Annotated in this window: 18 protein-coding genes; 11 read left to right on the top strand and 7 right to left on the bottom strand. The window is 48.4% G+C overall.

Annotation, left to right across the window (positions count from 1 at the left end):
* The first annotated feature begins 18 nt into the window (after positions 1-18).
* The 4 genes from D515_RS04845 to D515_RS04830 are packed head-to-tail and all read left to right on the top strand — an operon-like array spanning position 19 to position 5,173.
* Entirely contained in the window at positions 19-1,581 is a 1,563-nt protein-coding gene (locus D515_RS04845) for a hypothetical protein (protein ID WP_002536568.1), read from the top strand.
* Between the two features lie 19 nt (positions 1,582-1,600).
* Positions 1,601-2,299 (top strand): tail fiber domain-containing protein, encoded by a 699-nt coding sequence (locus tag D515_RS04840; RefSeq protein WP_002536567.1) that lies wholly within the window; start codon positions 1,601-1,603, stop codon positions 2,297-2,299.
* A gap of 25 nt (positions 2,300-2,324) precedes the next feature.
* Entirely contained in the window at positions 2,325-4,022 is a 1,698-nt protein-coding gene (locus D515_RS04835) for a hypothetical protein (protein ID WP_002536566.1), read from the top strand.
* Positions 4,019-5,173: an OmpA family protein gene (locus D515_RS04830; protein WP_002536565.1), complete on the top strand. Its 1,155-nt coding sequence runs from the start codon at positions 4,019-4,021 to the stop codon at positions 5,171-5,173. The genes D515_RS04835 and D515_RS04830 overlap by 4 nt, the downstream gene beginning before the upstream one ends.
* Before the next feature lie 3 nt (positions 5,174-5,176).
* Here the strand turns inward: D515_RS04830 and D515_RS04825 are convergent, their stop codons facing one another.
* Entirely contained in the window at positions 5,177-5,803 is a 627-nt protein-coding gene (locus D515_RS04825; protein ID WP_002536564.1) for a response regulator, read from the bottom strand.
* A gap of 256 nt (positions 5,804-6,059) precedes the next feature.
* On the opposite strand from D515_RS04825, the gene D515_RS04820 reads away from it, so the two are divergent.
* Complete coding sequence (locus tag D515_RS04820; RefSeq protein WP_002536563.1) at positions 6,060-7,913, top strand: MFS transporter; 1,854 nt, start codon at positions 6,060-6,062, stop codon at positions 7,911-7,913.
* A gap of 51 nt (positions 7,914-7,964) precedes the next feature.
* On the opposite strand, the gene D515_RS04815 is transcribed toward D515_RS04820, so the two are convergent.
* The 3 genes from D515_RS04815 to D515_RS04805 form a co-directional block, all read right to left on the bottom strand.
* Positions 7,965-8,408: an L-alanine exporter AlaE gene (locus D515_RS04815; RefSeq protein ID WP_002536562.1), complete on the bottom strand. Its 444-nt coding sequence runs from the start codon at positions 8,406-8,408 to the stop codon at positions 7,965-7,967.
* 247 nt (positions 8,409-8,655) lie between these two features.
* Complete coding sequence (locus D515_RS04810) at positions 8,656-9,174, bottom strand: hypothetical protein (RefSeq protein WP_002536561.1); 519 nt, start codon at positions 9,172-9,174, stop codon at positions 8,656-8,658.
* 158 nt (positions 9,175-9,332) lie between these two features.
* Entirely contained in the window at positions 9,333-9,788 is a 456-nt protein-coding gene (locus D515_RS04805) for a hypothetical protein (RefSeq protein WP_002536560.1), read from the bottom strand.
* A 270-nt stretch (positions 9,789-10,058) separates the two neighbouring features.
* On the opposite strand from D515_RS04805, the gene D515_RS04800 reads away from it, so the two are divergent.
* Both D515_RS04800 and D515_RS04795 read left to right on the top strand, forming a co-directional pair.
* A complete protein-coding gene (locus tag D515_RS04800; protein WP_002536559.1) occupies positions 10,059-10,388 on the top strand; it encodes a hypothetical protein in 330 nt (109 codons plus the stop codon).
* A gap of 92 nt (positions 10,389-10,480) precedes the next feature.
* On the top strand, positions 10,481-10,984 hold the full coding sequence (locus D515_RS04795; RefSeq protein WP_039849648.1) for a CreA family protein: 504 nt from the start codon (positions 10,481-10,483) through the stop codon (positions 10,982-10,984).
* Between the two features lie 59 nt (positions 10,985-11,043).
* On the opposite strand, the gene D515_RS04790 is transcribed toward D515_RS04795, so the two are convergent.
* Entirely contained in the window at positions 11,044-11,298 is a 255-nt protein-coding gene (locus tag D515_RS04790; RefSeq protein WP_002536558.1) for a hypothetical protein, read from the bottom strand.
* Positions 11,299-11,480: 182 nt separating this feature from the next.
* On the opposite strand from D515_RS04790, the gene D515_RS04785 reads away from it, so the two are divergent.
* On the top strand, positions 11,481-12,050 hold the full coding sequence (locus D515_RS04785) for a DUF1415 domain-containing protein (protein WP_002536557.1): 570 nt from the start codon (positions 11,481-11,483) through the stop codon (positions 12,048-12,050).
* Here the strand turns inward: D515_RS04785 and D515_RS04780 are convergent.
* Complete coding sequence (locus tag D515_RS04780) at positions 12,037-12,702, bottom strand: fumarylacetoacetate hydrolase family protein (protein ID WP_002536556.1); 666 nt, start codon at positions 12,700-12,702, stop codon at positions 12,037-12,039. The two genes, D515_RS04785 and D515_RS04780, sit on opposite strands and share 14 nt — an antisense overlap.
* A 498-nt stretch (positions 12,703-13,200) precedes the next feature.
* Between D515_RS04780 and D515_RS04775 the strand changes: the two genes are divergently transcribed.
* From D515_RS04775 to yieH, 3 genes are all read left to right on the top strand, one after another.
* A complete protein-coding gene (locus tag D515_RS04775; protein ID WP_002536555.1) occupies positions 13,201-13,581 on the top strand; it encodes a DUF3302 domain-containing protein in 381 nt (126 codons plus the stop codon).
* On the top strand, positions 13,581-14,711 hold the full coding sequence (locus D515_RS04770) for an HlyD family secretion protein (RefSeq protein ID WP_002536554.1): 1,131 nt from the start codon (positions 13,581-13,583) through the stop codon (positions 14,709-14,711). Before D515_RS04775 ends, D515_RS04770 begins: the two co-directional genes overlap by 1 nt.
* 221 nt (positions 14,712-14,932) lie before the next feature.
* The gene (yieH, locus tag D515_RS04765) at positions 14,933-15,625 is read left to right on the top strand and encodes a 6-phosphogluconate phosphatase (RefSeq protein WP_002536552.1); all 693 of its coding nucleotides are present in this window, start codon (positions 14,933-14,935) and stop codon (positions 15,623-15,625) included.
* Here the strand turns inward: yieH and D515_RS04760 are convergent.
* Positions 15,626-18,260: hypothetical protein (locus D515_RS04760; RefSeq protein ID WP_039849622.1), on the bottom strand; the 2,635-nt coding region annotated here is incomplete at its 5' end. It abuts the gene before it with no gap.

The following is an 18,260-nucleotide window of genomic DNA, read 5'->3' as shown; positions in this document are numbered from 1 at the left end:
ACCTCTAAGGAGGAATCTATGCGAGTTGCAGTTATTGGCGATTCCGTCATGTGGGGACAAGGGATCCCCCGGCATCAAACCTACGCAAACCAACTGGTTGCTTGGCTTTCCCGAGAGCTTCGTATTGGCGCTTCCATCAATGACATGCACCAACCCATCACGGGTGACTACAAAGCCCACTCAGGCGCGATTATTGGTAAAAAGAACGAGCATCATCGTCGCCCAGCATTCGACACCCACCTGCCACAACCCACGTTTTTTGGTGAACTGCCTGCGGCTTACCCCACCATTACTAAACAATTAACGGAGCTGGATCGCCCCGAGAACATCGATCTGCTTCTGGTGAACGGCATAGCCAATGATGTCGGGTTTAAATCTGCAGCTACAGACTACGAGAAAACGGTTGAAAAGCTCGACGACCTGATTGATGAGCGCTTGGTGCCCTTTCTCAGAAAAGTCAGATCTCAATGTCCTAACGCACAAATCATATATACCGGATATTTCCCTTCGGTTTCGCCGCATTCGCGTTTTGAGAGTGTGGAACAGTTTACCGATGTCATGCATGAGTCAGGTTCTGTGCTTCAGGAGATTTTAGATTTTCGAACAGGAAACCGTTTTGCTGATGCAGCTATCGACTTCGCCAAAGCACTGTCTCCCGTCGATGATGTTCTGGGTTGGATGGCAGAAGGCCTGCAGACACCGGCAGACACGCTTGAACAAGCCAAGCTCAATGGCTACCTGTTTTATATCGCCATGGAGCTGGGAGCCATGCGCGCAGTCAATAAGGTTAACAAAGAACTCGCTGACACCCGCAAAGCCCCTATCTGGTTTCTCCATCCTGGTCTTGCAGCGACTCAAGCCATGTTCACAAGACGCCCACAAGTATGGGGATGGAACGGGGATGGAACCGTCACCAGAGAGCGCAATAAACTCTGCCCCAACTACCAAGCTGGATTGGAATATTCGGTAGCAAACGGTTTTGAGATTGAACAAAACCTCTTCTCTGCCGTGGCATGTCGTAAAGCCCACATGTTGCACCCCAACAAAGCAGGTGCGAACCAGTATTTTTCTAGGCTACGTTCGATGATGACAGATCATTACAACTTCAGCCTGCGAAAAGTGATGAACAACATCGCACCTGGCTATAGCCTCCGCAAAGCGACCCAAGAACTGGGCATTCCCTTCTATGGCTCCCTTCGAAACCTCATCCCTCATCAAACCCTGAATATGCTGGGAGCTACCCTGACCGTTCAGGCAAAAACCCGCGCCAAAAAGCTCACCTTCCACCTTCATTACAGCAACCGAAAGTTTCCATTGGTCGTCAAAGCCGTCACAAATCAAGGTGCGATGACGCTATTCGCTTCTGAGCAGGTGGTGCTTGATCTGGAAGCGAGATTACCCATCCGATCACTCAACAAACTCTCACTACGCTGCGCCACATCTGGCGTCAGGAAAGTCAGCAACGTCAATTTGCAGGTGATGATCAACGGCGCGGGCTTCGCCTTTGATCTCGAAGACGCCGCAGCTGCATTAAGACCACAGGGTATTCCCCTTCCATTCGGCCTCAACGCAACCCAATAACAGTAAAAGGACACTCATTATGGCGACAGACATCAAGCTTCAAAGAACCCGTATCGACAACATCGCCCGCATGATCCGGTTTGGTGAACAACTGGACACCAACAGTGGTGGCGGCATGGTGTTGGATCGCGACACACTTTTTATCACGGAGAATATCACCCGCTTCCGCGGTGGCAGCCAGCGCACCTTCATTACGCCTGACAAGGTTTCGACAACCAAGGTCACCAGTAAAGAAGCCTTCACTGAGCAGTTGGAGTGCCGAAGGGATTTACGAATCGGCATGCTCGCATCAGTGACAGAAGTAGTTGATAACGAACCCGGCTCTCTAAAAGTGATTACCCCGAAAGACTCACCCGACATTCACATCGACGGCCGAACCAGCACAGTCAAAGCACGACATTTCAGCCGCACCTCAGATGAACGGCTAAAACATGACATTAAACCCATAGTTTCAGCCCAGCAGTTACTTAACCAAATCGAAGGCGTGACCTATCGGTGGAAAGATACCCATCAGGCAACCGAGGAGTTTGGCCTGATTGCCCAGCAAGTAGAGACTGTGATCCCCTCACTGGTTGACGAAGACGAAGACGGGCTGAAAAGTGTCGATTACGAAGGCTTGATCCCTTTGCTGCTTGAATCCGTCAAACAGCTCCACGCACAAGTTCATCAGCTTGAAACCCGCATTATTGAGCTGGAATCGGCGTCATCCCAGCCCTAATCCCTAACCCTAAATGGAGGCCCCCATGAGTCAGACAGAACCCATGATCAAATTCGATGACGGTGGCAACGCCAGTCTGCTCCGTTACGACTTACCTGCATCGACAGCATTCACTTATGAACAGGTTTCTGAACTTGTGATACCAAGCAAATTCAAACGCAAGAAAAGTACCGACAGTACATCCAATCAGGAGAAAAGCGCTAAAAACGTGGTGCCTATGACCATGATGGCCATGAAAGCCCACGCCATCAGCCCACTTTGGCATGCAGTGCTTGCAAACGAAACGGATGAAAAAATAAACGAGCAACTCATTCAACCCGCACCAGTGAATGACGTTATCGAGGACACCCCCATCCAAAACGAAGCGATAGTGCAAACCGCCGTCCAACCACTGGACTACGTCATCAATAAGTATGGTATGGCGCAAGTGCAGAACATGCTTGAGAACGGCTATGTCATCGACAGCTATGTTGGCATTTCAGGCATCCCTAACTATGACCTCTACCTACCCAATTTGACATCAGTTCCAACGATTCGTCTGGTGGAAAAGATAACAGTCAGAAACTATCTCGGTGATTATGGTGCAGGCCGAGTGGTGGATTCCTTCTCCTTGCTACCAGGGGAAGAAGTCGAACTTTCCATCCGCAGCTTTGAGCAAACCAAAACCAACCGCTCGGAAACCCAAAGTATTCTTGATGCGCATAGTTCAGATACCCAATCAGAACTGACAGAATCACTGGATAGGGAGAGTAAAACCGAGTTTTCAGAAGACACGCAGGATAAATGGCGTCTTGAAGGTCGCACCGACTACCGGATGAAAACCAGCGCCAAAGTGGATATCCCTGTGGTGGGTAGTGGTGGCGGCGAGAATGAGCTGAAAATATCAGTCAGTGGTGGCTATGAAACCCAAACCAATACCCACCGCGCCAACACACAGAAAACCGCAGAAAGTGCACTGAAAAAACACATCGACAAGGTGAATGCGAAACGCGAAGTCAATGTTCAGGTCGATCGCAGTAGCAGCCACACTGAAGAGAACGAGTTCAGTGAAAAACGGACGATTCGCAATATCAACGTCAGCCGCACCCTGAACTTTGTCGCACGACAGATGAACCAGGAATACCTGTCTACTTTCGCATTGACCGGTGCCTATCTTGAAGTCGACTACGGCACGCCCGCCAGTATCAAACGCTACGAGCTTTATGAACTGGACGCTTTGTTTGAAGACTGTATTGCTGATCGAGACTACCGGGAAGATGTCACCAAAGTCCTCTACCGAATGCTGGCCTCTATCCGTGACCACCAAGGAAATACCCGAAGCCTGATTAAACAGGAACACATCAAAACGCCAGAAAAAAAAGCGCTGCTAAGCGTTGATCATCAAGTGACAACGCCCGTATCTGAAATCGGCGGCAAGCCCATTGATGTGCCGGGTATTGTATTGGCGGTTAACCAAAACATCCTGCAAACATCCGGTGTCGTCGTGGAAGCCCTGCTTGGTCAATCCAACGCGCTAGACCCTTACTCTATGGGTCTGCAAGCTAACGAAGTACGACGCCGGGAGCTCGAAAACAGTGGGCGTAAACTGAAAACCCATGTGATCAATGCGCTGATTGATATCGCCAACCAACCCGAGCACAAAGAGAACGCTATTGCAGCGATTTCAGCACTCCAGACCATTCACAACGATTGCTGTGAGGAAGAGAAAGGGGATAGCGCATGACGGATACACTCACCAACTCATCTTCCCTTATCACAGGGTCGACCAACCAAAGTCCGGTTGCCCCTTTGGGGCAATCTTTGGTGACTCCGAAAGAGGCTGCCCCGCCTAATCTCGGCACATCCAAATTTAAATTTCATTTGCTGGATATGGAATATTCCAGTGGTTTGCTGACCTTTTCTGTGCTGCTGGCAAACTTTGCTGTTCGCCAGCACAAGCTTTTACCGGGTCAGAAAAAATACCTTGATGAACTGGTTTCTCTTTTTAAAGCCTATGGGGATGCTGCAAGAGTGACTCACCTTATTGGCAGAGCGAGCAAAACTGGCCCTGAAGGTAAAAATAAAACCTATGCCAAAAAGCGGTTGGAAAGTGTTAAACAATATCTGGTGGGACGATGCCCAAACCTGCAAATCCTGAAAGAATCTTCTGATGGTTCATCCTCTCCCACTCACGTGAAAAACGAAGCATCACAATTGGACTGGAACCGTTCGGTGGAAATCCGAGTTTCGGTGCTCATTCCAGAGCCCAAACTTCCCAAACCGAAAAAACGTAAAGTGCCGATAATAAAAGATGTATGTAGCCAGGGCTCATCTCATAAATGGCGCTTAGAAGTTTCAATCATGCTGAGTTTTGACGTCATCATCGGTGTGGTGCTGCTCGTTGGTAAGCTCCACAGACTAAGTGGCGATGATATGCCCCTTGAAACAAAAGATGTTTACGTGGTAGGAGCCACTGCGAATATACCTCTACCTATCAAACATCTAAAACACATTAAGATGCTCAAACACATCAAGGAAGTCAGAAAAATTGTCCCCCTTTTGACGAAACCAAAAAAACTGGCGAGTTACCTGAAACACTCAAAATTAGGTGTGAGTACCAGCGTGACCTCGTCAGGGGGAAAGCTCGAATTTGTTACTGGCAACCGTTTTCACTGCTATCGATTTGATGATTTTGAGGGTAGTGTAGGAATGGCATTTGCCTCAGTGGGGTTTATTGCAGGAGGGGGCGATCTATTAACGATGAAACTCCCCTCAAACTTTCCTCAAAGCGCTGATTACTGGTTCAAAATTGGCGGTATAGGTGCTGTAAGAGGAGGTTATGACTTTCTCAATGTGGGTGCCGGCATTGGTGCTGGATACTTATTTGTTGAGTAAACATCAAAGCAGTCCCTGTTGGTTAGCTTCAAACACCGCCTCACAGCGACTGCTTACTTCAAGCTTGCGGTAAATGGCCTTAATATGATCATTTACCGTGTAGTGAGAGATACCCATCGCGCTTCCAATCTCACTGGTTTTTAGTCCCTTTGCCAGTAGCGCCAGCACTTCGTTTTCTCGGTTAGTTAAAGGATTATTCAGCGGCGTTTGCGTTCCTACCTGAATTTGATTTAACACATGTGCTGCCACCGCCGCACTCATGGGTGCACCGCCCGCCAACTGATTTTCAATCGCTTCTTCAATTTTCTCAAACGGCGTGTCTTTTAACAGGTATCCGCGGGCTCCCGCCTGAATCGCACTTAGCACATTGATTTCATCACCAAAAATGGTCAGCACCATCACCTCAGTGTCAGGGTGGTTTTTTCGCAGGTAGTGAATCAAATCCCGGCCATTGCCATCGGGCAGGCCTAAATCGACCAGCGCCAAATCGTACTCATTCTGTTCAGCCAACATCAGTGCCTCTGCCAGTGAACCAGCGCAATCACAATGGGTTATCTTATAGGAGGAGGCCAACTGCCCCAGAAACTGCTGATAGGCGGGGATATCTTCCACAATTAATAAACGGGTCACATGCCACCTCTTACTTCGGCAAAACAGAAGGAAAAAGTATCTAAGAATCAAAGCCGGATGGGTGTAATAAGCGCAAGACTGAGCACAATCTTACCTATACGTAGATCACTTAAAGAAATGGATATTTCAGACTAGAAAGTCTCACCCTCTATTACCTTGGGTTTCCTATATCGCGACTCTTTTCAACACGCTAGCATCTATGCTCACGCCTTATAAAGTGAAAACATCTGACGCGAATTGACTCCAAGGAGCCGGCATGTTTTTCACCAAACGATTCTTTCCCTATTTTCTTACTCAGTGCCTCGGCGCGCTGAATGACAACATCTACAAAAACATTCTGTTGTTGATGGTGACCTACAGCTTTATTGATTCACTTCCTGTTTCGGTCGATCTCTTCGTCAACCTTGCTGCTGGCCTTTTCATTCTGCCTTTCTTCCTGTTTTCTGCGCATGCTGGCGCGATTGCCGACAATATGGATAAAGCCAAACTCATTCAGCGTTTGAAACTTGCAGAGCTCGCCATTATGGGCTGCGCCGCTGCAGCCATCTTGACGCAAAATGCGTTACTGATGTTGGCTTTGCTTTTTATGACGGGAACCCAGTCGGCGTACTTTGGGCCTGTTAAGTACGCTCTTTTACCTCAGGCTCTGAAGGCCAATGAACTGGTAAAAGGCAATGCCTGGGTCGAAATAGGCACTTTCCTCTCTATCCTTATTGGTACGCTCAGCGCAGGTCTGCTGCTCGCTATGCCAAGCGGGACATTCATTGCAGCGTGTCTGGTTGTTTCGCTGTCATTGATTGGCTTTTTGAGTAGTGTGAACATTCCATCTTTGCCCGTTTCCAACCCAGAGAAAGTGCGTTTTTCTCCGATTTCAGGCATGAAGAACACGCTTAAAGTCGCCAAAAAACAACGCGGGATCTGGATGTCGATTCTCGCCATCAGTTGGTTCTGGTTTATGGGTGCAACCTACCTGACGCAGTTTCCGAACTTTGCCCGTGAACACCTGCACGCAGACAGTACCGTGGTTTCGCTGCTGCTCGCCCTGTTCTCTATTGGTATTGCCGCAGGTTCTTTTATCTGTGAGAAGCTGTCTTTCAACAAAGTGGAACTGGGAATTCTTCCTTTCGGTATTCTTGGCCTGACACTGTTCAGTGCGGATTTGCTTTGGGCAGTTCCTTCCGTTGAATCTTTCCCCGAGCAGTTTTATGGCGTGCAAAGCTTCATCGCTCAATCAAGCCATCTGCGTGTGATGTTTGATCTCTTTATGGTGGGTGTCAGTGGCGGCGTGTTTATTGTCCCGCTATATGCGTTTATTCAGTCTCGCGCTAAAGACGGTGAGTGCGCGCGCTCTATCGCAGCAAACAACATTATGAATGCGTTGTTTATGGTGGCCTCGGCACTGGTTTCTATCTTGGTATTGAGCGTATTGGATTTCTCGATTGTCGAATTGTTCGCACTGATGGCGGTAGGGAACTTCATCGTGGCAATTTACGTTTACCGTCAGGTGCCTGAGTTCACACAACGTTTCATCAGTTACTTATTGAGCCACTGTCTGTACCGCGTATCGGTTAATGGCCGCCAGCATATTCCTGAGCAAGGCGCAGCCTTGATTGTCGCAAACCATGTCAGCTATGTAGACGCATTGCTCCTGATGGGAACATCAACCCGCCCAGTGCGCTTTGTGATGGAAAAATCCATCAGTGAAATGCCGATACTGAAATACGTTTTCCGTCATGCGGGTGTTATTCCTATCTGCTCGCCCCGCAAGTGCGAGAAGACCTACAACGCGGCATTTGAAACCATTGAGCAGGCATTAAACAACGGCGAAGTCGTCTGTATTTTCCCAGAAGGCCGTTTAACCTCTGATGGTGAACTTGGCGAATTCAGACCCGGCGTGGAGAAAATTCTCGCTCAATCACCGGTGCCGGTCATCCCAATGGCATTGAAAGGATTGTGGGGCTCCTTCTTCAGTCATAAAAACGGCCATGCACTGACGACCCGCCCAAGACGGTTTTGGTCAAAGATTGAAGTGAATATCGGTGAGCTTTTAAAACCGAACGCATTAAACCGTCACTTACTGCAAAAGGAAGTACAAAGCTTGCTGGTGTAAAAACAAAAAATGCCACCCGGTTGAGGTGGCATTTTTCATATACCCAAATGGTTAAACAGCAGCAGGCATGACCTGAACACGAAACAGTCTGCGACAACGCTCCAGGAAAGAGCCATACACCACACCCAGTAAGCCGGAAAGCAGCGCGTTAGAAGCGACGGCTGTTGCGATTTGGCTTGGCTCGGCGCCAACGGTAAACAAAATGGCTGCATACACTGGCGACTGGAAAGCCACATAAGCCACAAAGTCAGCCACGCGCTTCATTGTTTTAGTCGAAGATAAACGTTGCGAGAACTTTTGCACATTGTCTCGGAATACGCCATAAGGCCAGGCAATCAGGATATTGACTGGAATCGACAACAGTCGCGAAGCCAAAGATTGTTCGAAAGACATACCAGACACGAAGATCTCGACCATCATGCCAGTGACGAAGCAGAAAACGACCATGGCAAACATATCAGCCACGACGCTGCGAACGCGGTTAGCGCCACCCATTTACTCACCCCAAAATCGCTAAATCAAAACGGCTAAAACAGCCAAAAATTCAATAAAAAACGGATGGGAGAAGTGCCGTTCACGCCGACTTTTTCACCTCCGTTATATCGGCTATTAGAACAAAACTCTGTTGGATTTAGGCGCTATATTTAAAATTAAAACCAGTGTTTTATTCTAATTATTGAGACAAAAATGGATCATATGACCACAATAAACCTGGCACATATTAAGCCCATTTGATCACTGTCTAGTCTGGCTTTCGGGAGAGGTCTCGGGCCATGATCAACGCGAGGCCGAGGATTTGGAGGAAAAGGGCAAGGTTTCGGTAGTTAGAGACACTGCTCACAATTTCACGGTAGGAGTCTGCTAACTGTAGATTATCGAGATATAGCGTATCTATCTTGTTTCGCAGAAGATCTTGCTGCTGGTCAATACCAAGCATAATTTTGTTGATGTTGGCCATATCTAAGGGTGTGTCTATCATATCAGAAAACGGTGAAAGCAGTTGGCTAACGAGCATCTTAGGCAGTTCTCTACCCTCTTCTTGGGTGGTAAGGATGATGAGCAAGGTTTCCCTTCGGCGCTCAAGGGCATCGACTTGCTGCCAGGTTAATTGAATAAGTTGATTGTTGCTGCTCTGGGTTTCTTCCACCACCGCCGCTTTCTCTCCCAAACCATCAATCACAAAGTTGGTCATCAGCGCGGCGATGACATTCATGACCAGTCCTGTCGCAACAATCACCCACGTTGGCAGTCCTATTTGCACCTTGTTACTCCCTCAACACAAAGCTACCGTTCTGCCTTCATGTATAGCGCAAAAACAATGCGTTAGGGGTCTCACTTATACCTAATGATCAGAGAAATTCGCTAGAAATGAAAAAGGCCAGCATTTCGCTGACCTTTAAGGCTAGTTTGATGGGAACTTTATGCGCTTTGCGCCACTGGCATCACTTGCGCCAGTTTGAGGTATGAATGCAGTTCGCCGTTTTTGTACTCGATGGCCGAGTGAATGTTCACCGATTTATTGGCAATGACCCGACTACGGTAGGTGTTGTCGTTTTTCACGATTTCCAAATCGAGTACGCCTTGTTCCAGTTTCCACCAACCTTTGGTTGGTAGGCGGTTGAACAGGGTAAATTCTTCAAGGGTGCCATCTTCTTTAAGCAACAGCTCAGTCACATAGCCCGCACTGCAGGTTTTAATCCAGCGTTGGCCTTTCACTTCCGATACCGAGAAAGAGCGCTTACTGGACATCCAGTCAAAAAGGGCGATGGCATCGACATCTGACACGTCGGGAAGTTGTTCAATATTCAGCATGGCTGCGGTGCCAGATTCACGCAGAAAAAGCTGTAAGTACGAGCTGTTTACCTGATTTTGCATCTCTTACGTCACTGTCATTCCTTGAAAAAGATGAAGATAACCGCAAGCTACGCCCTCTTCATCCCTCTTTTTGTAGGAATGTTAACCAGCGCCGAAAACAGGCCGGAATCCGATAGTCAGTGTTTGATAATGAGGCGTTAATTCAGGAACCAATATCACTAAATGAAAGGGGAATTGTGCTGAATCAATAATGAGCAACGTATCTCACTGGAGAGGCACTGTTGTGTGAACTATCTTTAAAACGAGTGGGTTCACTATCAGGTGAGGATTATGCGCTATCTCGTTGTTAAATCAATAATTATAACTTCGGCTCTGGTATCTGGTTTTGCCTTTGCTGCAAAAGATAAGTTGGGTGAAGTGGTTACAGAAAGAAACGAATCAATCTGCAAGCAGAAGTTCACGCAAGAGCTGTTTACTCAGCAACGAATTTTCAGCTCTGATCGCAACGGCTCCGATAAACGCCGAATTGCTGAGCGTAAAATCGAAGCTGCCCGCCAAAAATACAATGATACGGCAAGCTTTTGTGATGCATACGACGAGCTACTCACTTTCAATCCAGAAACACTGGATCGCCGCCCTGGTGACGCACAATTCGATTAGTGACTCTTTACTAGCGATACCAGTCGAAGTTAGACAATTAACACAAGCCACTGATAAAGTGGCTTGAAATGTTTCTAACGACAGGTGTTGCCATGTTCGCTGTATCAAAATCGTTTTCTTCAAAACCACTTCGCGCGCTGATCGCTGCATCTGTATTCGGTCTTGCATTGGCAGGCTGTTCAGACGATGAAGTCGGCGATGTCAGCTTGGGATTGTTCACGACCAAAGACATCAAAATCCAAATCTTTAATGATCCAGAAGTGCCCGGCGTCACTTGTCACATCAGCCACGTGAAAGCGGACCTCGACTTCTCTGACCCTTCTGATATGGGCATTTCATGCCGACAAACCGGTGAAATTACCCCAGAAATGATTGCGAATGTGGATCGCTCAAAATCCGGTGAAGTGGTGTTTACCGCATCAAAGAGCATCTTGTTCAAGTCCATGAAAATCCGCCGTATCTTTGATTCGAAAAACCAGACGCTGATGTACCTTTCTTACTCTACCAAAGAGACACAAGGGAGCCATAAACACAGCCTCTCAACGGTTCCACTTTGGGGTACAAAAGCATGGCAAGCACCGACAGAAGATAAATAAAACGCTGCTTGCTCATCCTTCTGGTGAGATTTTTAATGAAGGATGAGCACGCTTGCCTATCAGCAAGGTAGACTGCGCTCGTATCGTCCAACGATGTAAGTCACGTATCCGACTTTGAATACTCCCGCGATCACGATGGTCACTATGTGAGCGATGGTTTGATGGAAAATTGAAAAATTGTCCGCAAATGGGAAGCTGATGAGTAAAGAGCTCACCATTATCAAGCCCGACATAATCATCAACACGCCGCCGACCTGCGTAACCTTTTTGAAGTTAATGCCTCGTTCATTTCCAGATTGGATTACTACTTCCATAACCTTCCCCTTTAAAGATGCATTTCAAATGCACTTTAAGTAATAAAGGCTCTCCCGTCAAACTAATGCGAATGATTTTCACTCATTGGCAGGCCAGCTTGCTTTCTTGTTTTGGTATAAACGTTGGGTTTGGCGAAATACGCCGTTAATATACCGCTGTCGCATTCAACAGAGTAATTACCATGACCGCTTTTCCTTCCAAAAACCTCGTCGAGCAACAAACCACAGATTGGCTCGAGAAAGTCGTCATTGGCTTAAACCTCTGCCCGTTTGCCGCCAAGCCGCAGCGTAACAAGCAAATCAAGGTTGCCGTATGTGATGCCCAGGATGATCAGGAAGTGATGGAAAGCATCATCACAGAGTTAACATTGCTGGAAAAAAGCGACGTGGCGGATTTAGAAACCACCATCGTGGTCACTCCGAATCACTTTCTGGACTTTGATGATTACAACCAGTTTCTGGATGTCGCAGATATGCTGATTGATCAGTTTGGCTGGCGCGGTATTTACCAGATTGCGAGTTTCCATCCCGATTATTGCTTTGCAGATGTCGAACCTGAAGATGATAGCAACCTGACCAACCGTTCACCGTTCCCGATGTTTCACCTGATCCGTGAAGCCAGCATTGAAAAAGCGCTGAAGCACTACGGCGGGGACGCGGAAGATATCCCTCAAATCAATATCGACCGCGTTTGCAGTTTGTCAGCTGAAGAGAGAAAAGCACTGTTTCCTTATCTTTTTAAGGCGCACTGATACAACTAAATTCTGCCAAAACTTCATCTGATAACGTCAGCGTTAACACATCACCGTCAGCGAGTTTACCCACGCCCTTCGGTGTGCCAGTCAGCACGATGTCACCCGGTACTAATGTAAAGTACTGGGTGAGGTGACAAATCAAATCCACCACTGGGTTAATCATCAGACTGGTGTCACCGCGCTGGGTTGGCTCGCCGTTGATGTCTAAACCATAGGTAGTTGTGGCCAGATCAAAGCCTTCAAACGGCATAAATGGGCTTTGCACGCAGCTGGCATCAAAGGCTTTTGCCAACTCCCAAGGTAAGCCTTTCTCTTTCAGTTTGCTCTGAGCTTCGCGGCGCGTCAGATCAAGCGCAACCCCAACACCAACAATCGCGTCCATTACTTCTTCCGCTGTTGCCTTCGTCAGCGGCTTGCCGATTAATACGGATAACTCCGCCTCATAATGAATAGGCGCCAGACGTTCACTGAGTGCTAGCGAGGAATCGGTGCCGACGATTGATGTCGCCGGTTTGATAAAGAGCACAGGCTCATCAGGGATAGGATTATTGAGCTCTTTGGCATGCTCAACATAGTTTCTCCCAATACAAACCGCCTTGCCCGTGGTCAACCCTGCAACCTTTCCGCCAACCCATTGATGTGAATACATTCGTGACTCCCTGTCATCTAAAATAACCGTGCCATATTATCAAACATCTTTAGGGGCTGTTGATCTTTGGTGGTTAAATTTTGTTCTCGCTATAAGCGTTTTAGGCGCGGCGCGGTGTGTGCCGCATAGTTATTCTAAGCAAACACACTTCAACAAAGCATAAAACGCTTAGAGTACGGGACGCGCAGTCGAACCCTTCGGGCAGCTTTTGTGGGGAATTTATGCAGCGTTATCGGCTTCTCATGTAGGCTAGCTACACATCGAAGCCTCTGCCTTGCACAAAATCCCCACAAACTGCTGCAAAAATCATCACCAAAGGTCAACAGCCCCTAGTGATGATGGCGGTTCGATCCAAACTTGTTAATTCTTATGTCGTCTTAGTCACGATTAGTTAAGTGAGTGTTATATTATCGCGTAATCGTCCGTCTTTTTGGCCTTGAATTTCAGCGGTATTCGGTAGACACGGACGAGTCAGTAAGTCATATAAAAGGATAAAATATGAACCTCGATTACTTTGCGCTTGGGCTGCTGGTCTTTGTCGCTCTAGTGATTTTCTACGGCATCATTGTCATTCACGACATCCCCTATGAAATCGCGAAAAAGCGGAATCATCCGCATCAAGATGCCATCCACCATGCTGGCTGGGTGAGTCTGTTTACCCTTCACGCGCTTTGGCCCTTCTTATGGATTTGGGCAACGCTTTGGCGCCATGATCGCGGCTGGGGAATGAGTGCGCTGGAACATAATCAGGAAGCCATGCAGAGCGAATTCAATGCGTTGAAAGAACGTATTACTCTGCTGGAAAAGAAGCTTGAGGAAAAAACGCAAAACGTGGAGAACTCAACCACCAGCGGTGACACTGATGGGGAGGCAAAATAATGGATTTACTCCTCATTCTGACTTACACCGCACTGTGTGTCGCTATTTTCAAAATCTTCAAAATCCCTCTGAACAAATGGACCGTACCGACAGCGGTATTGGGGGGTATCGTGCTGATTGGCACATTGATTCTGCTGATGAACTACAACCACCCGCACACGGCGCTGGGCGGTAATGTGTATGTCACCACGCCAATCGTACCGAACGTTCGTGGACAGGTTGTCGAAGTGCCCGTTCAGGCTAACCAACCGCTCAAGCAGGGCGATATCCTGTTTAAAATTGACCAGACCCGATTCAAAGCCCGGGTAATGGAAGCCAAGGCAGCCCTGCAGGACGCGCAGCAATCGGTACTGACCCGTCAGGCCGCTTACTCAACGGCTAAGGCCAATACCCTCAAAGCGTTAGCTGAACGGGACAGAACAAAGAAAGAGTTTGAACGTTACCAAAAAGGTGCAAAGAAGGGAGCGTTTACTGCTTCTGATGTCGACAACAAACGTCAAATCTATCTGGCTGCGGAGGCCTCTCTAGAAGCCGCAGAAGCGGAAGAAGATCGTCAACTTCTGGGTATTACCTCTCAAATCAATGGTGTGGACACCACGGTAGCGAAAGCACAAGCTGCACTGGAACAAGCACAGTTTGATTTGGACAGCACCGTTGTCCGCGCACCGACTGACGGCTACGTGACCCAAGTGACGCTGCGCCCAGGTATGATGGCCGTTCCTATGCCGCTTCGTCCGGTGATGACCTTTGTGAATGAAGACCGCACCCGATATGTGGGCGCGTTCCGCCAAAACAGCCTGCTACGCCTGAAACCGGGTTTTGAAGCCGAGTTCATCTTCCGTGCTCTGCCAGGCAAAACCTTCCAGGGCAAAGTCGTCGAAGTGCTGCCTGCCATTGCAGAAGGTCAGATTCAGGCGCAAGGCATGTTGATGGGCGACAAGATGTTTAGCGACCAAGGCCGTGCACTGGTTGTGCTGGAGATGACAGACGACATTTCTGAACATATGCTGCCGAACGGTACCAATGTCGAAATCGCCGTCTATTCAGACAGTTTCCATCACGTCTCTATCATGCGTAAAGTTCTGATCCGTATGAAGAGCTGGCAAAACTACCTGTACCTCGACCACTAATCACCCCTCTATTCCGGCTCAACCAGAAGGTTGAGCCGGCGCATATTTCCCCGCCCATGTATCACTCTTAATAAAACAAGATCTTAGATGGATTTTTCCACCTATTCGCAGCAATTGATAAGACCTAGCTAGCAATTTATTAAATGGCACGTTGTTGGATTTACTGGTCAGGTTAAGGCTTAGAGTATCGACATTATTGTGAAACCAATTGAACGAGAAGAATGAACTCCTTTGACTTTGATGTCCCAGTTTCTTGTGTCATTTTTGACTGTGACGGCACCTTGGTTGATAGCGAAGTGCTGTCCCAGATGGCGATCGTTGAGATTTTCTCAAACTATGGCGTGAAACTGGATTTGCAGGAATGTCTTGATAATTTTCAGGGTGGCAAACTGGCAGATATCCTGATCAAGACCTGTGAGCGCTATAACCTGAAAATTTCTATTGATGAACTGGAACATCTCTATCGCCAAAAGTGTTCAGAACTGTTTGCTGACCACCTTGATCCGGTCGATGGTGTACCAGAACTACTCGATACGCTCAAAGAGGTCGGTATTGACATGTGTGTCGCCTCAAATGGGCCTGTTAATAAGATGGAAATGTCGCTGGACATGACAGGCTTGCTTCCCCATTTCCGCGACCACCTTTATAGCGCATTTGATGCCAACAGCTGGAAACCTGCCCCTGATCTTCTCCATTATGCTGCCATGAACATGGCGGTGCTGACTCAGGAATGTCTGTTCGTCGATGACACCCTATTGGGTGTACAGGCTGGTATCAATGCAGGCATGCGTACGGTTTATTTCAACCCGGGAAACAGAGAAAACATTGAGCATCCTCTGGTGATTTCGGTTAGCTCAATGAAAGAACTGCAGGCGCTGATGGAACGCCTGCCGCTGTCAGACTGCTGGGCGTGATCACACCGAGGTGATCAGTATGCCGTCATCTATCATCTTACCGAGAATTTCAGAGCCTGAACTCCCACTGATGCCTAAATCCTGGCTCAGTTGATCCAACGACTTGTTCTCAAAGACAATCACCTGACTGTCAGCTTCGCCCTCAAGACCAACGGTCAGCGTCGCTTTACCCTCTTTGTCTGAGAGAGAAACCAGATAATCTTCAATACTTTCGTTGTTCAAACCATCCAACAAATCGGAAAGGTCTAACACATCCATACTCACATCGAAGTCAGTCAAGGTATCGGTCGCCAAGGAATCAGCATCACCACGAAGGAATTGGAACACATCGCGCCCTTCTCCACCGGTCAGCTCATCGTCGCCCGCCCCGCCAATCAAGAGATCTTCACCAAGGCCACCGTCCAGAATATCGTTGCCACCATTGCCTTGCAGAGTGTCTGACTCATCACAGCCCACCAGCAAGTTCGCGTTTTCATCCCCTGCCAGCTCGGTGGTATTAATCAGATCGCTCAAGTCGGCATCTGCGTCGGCGTTGTCATCCACCCGGATGTCCAGCACGCTTTGAATTCGCAATCCACTCTCGTTGACCAAGGTGTAATTAAAAGACTCTAACACGTCGTCGCTCGGTACATCGGTCATCAGTTGATAGACATAATCACCTTTTGTATGGGATTCGTCACTTTGCCCATAAATGGTGAGCGAGCCGTATTGGGTCTCAACTATCATCACACCTTCAGATGCGTGATAAGTGGCACCTTCAAACTGCACAGATTCAAACGACCAAGTTCCGCTTAAGGCATCATTGTCGAACAGGTTCCCTGTGGCGATGTGTGCATTCACGTCACCATTTAGCCCCGACGTTTGAACCGTGGCGATATCTGCCACCACGCGGGAACTGTCGTCATAACTTAGAGTAAGCTGTGCCTGTGCACTGTTACTGTCTGAATCTGCCAGTGTGTAGGTAAAGATTTCATCTTCGACGTCGTGAGTGGTGAGTTCAGCGAAGATCGTTTCAACCGTGAGGTTTTCAACATCCAACGCCACATAACGGAAGGTGTTATCGGCCGGCGCGGAAAGCGACAGCTTGCCGTCCGTTAACGTACTGGAACCTGTGCCAACGACATTGCCCGACACGTCATAGAGGAACCAGTCCACCACTTCATTGTCGGCTAAGCCTGAAACCGTCAACGTCGCTTCGTCGACTTCATCATCGAAACCATAAATCGAAGCCGAATAGTCCCCGCCTTCATCCGACGTATCGAAGGTGAACATGTCTGCGGTGAGGTCATCCTTATCAACATCGTTGAGCGTCAAAGTGCCGGTATCAAGGGTGATGATGGTATTATCTCCAACCTGCTCAATGCCCAGCTCTGCAAAGGTATCAATCGTCGATGCGTTCTTGATAATAATGGTGTCGTTGTTGGTATCGAAATCCATCACTGTGTCATTGCCAGATTCAAACACCACGGTGTCTGAGCCTTTACCGAGCGTGAGTTCATCATCACCCGCGCCGCCCACCAATCGGTCGTTACCGCGACCACCATCTAGCGTATCATTATCAGCGCCGCCATAGAGATGGTCCTCGGCATTGTCGCCTGACAGGTTATCGTTACCCGCTTCGCCGTAGATTTCATCCACACCGTTGCCGCCAGACACTGTGTCATTACCCGCGCCTGCGTAAACTATATCTGCACCGTTCCCTGCATCAATCGTGTCGTCGCCATCTGTGCCTATAATCGCGCCTTCTTCCACTTCGTGCTCGACAATCCCTTCATGTGAAGGGTGATGCACCTCATCCAAGTCCAGCCCGTTCCCTGCATCACCACTTAAGAAGGCGGCACTTGTCAGGTTGCTGCCATAGAAAGTGACCCCATTGGTGCTATCATAAGCGGTGTTCAGTTCGCTGGCGTAGAATTCTGTCTGCACAGATGAGGTGAAGGTGTAATCGCCGTTGGCAGAGACCGTCAGTTGTCCTGAGTCCGCGCTGATGGTGACACTGCCATCAGTCAGCACGTAATCCACACCATCGTAGGTCACTTGGGTCACATTGACAGAGGAAGGTGACGTCAGGGTATCTGCACCACTTCCATCACCATTGCTGCCAGAGATAACGTTACCCGTCGCCGTCGAAGACGCAGCAATCTCGTCACTGTCATTGGCGGCAACAATATCGTCTACCCGATTAACGGTGACACTCACATTTTCCGAGTCGACATAGGTTCCATCGCTCACCCCTACCATAAACGACAAGCTTTCCAACGGATCGGCAGCACTGTCGCTATTAATCGCCGCTACGCCCGCTGCGGTCAGTAACACCTGATTCCCAACGAGTGTGAAATAGCCTGCGTTATTATTACTCAGGCTGTAAGTCACTATATTTTCATCAGCGTCAGTCGCCGACAGGGTTGCAACCACATCGTTTTCGGCGACGTTTTCTTCCGTCATTTCGTTGACTGAGACAGTCAATTCAGGCGCATTGTCATTCACGCGCGCCACAGAAACTGTCGCATCGTCGCTGCCTGTGCGGGAACCATCTGATGCCGTGACGGTAAAGTTGATGGCGCTGATTTCAGCCCCATCATCGTTGATCGCTGCCACACCCGCCGCAGTCAGCTTCACTTCATTGCCATCAATG

This window comes from Grimontia indica, from assembly GCF_000333895.2.
In the GTDB taxonomy this organism is placed as follows: Bacteria; Pseudomonadota; Gammaproteobacteria; order Enterobacterales; family Vibrionaceae; genus Enterovibrio; species Enterovibrio indicus.
The sequence above is the reverse complement of the archived record's forward strand: the minus strand, read 5'-3'. Positions and strand labels throughout refer to the sequence as shown.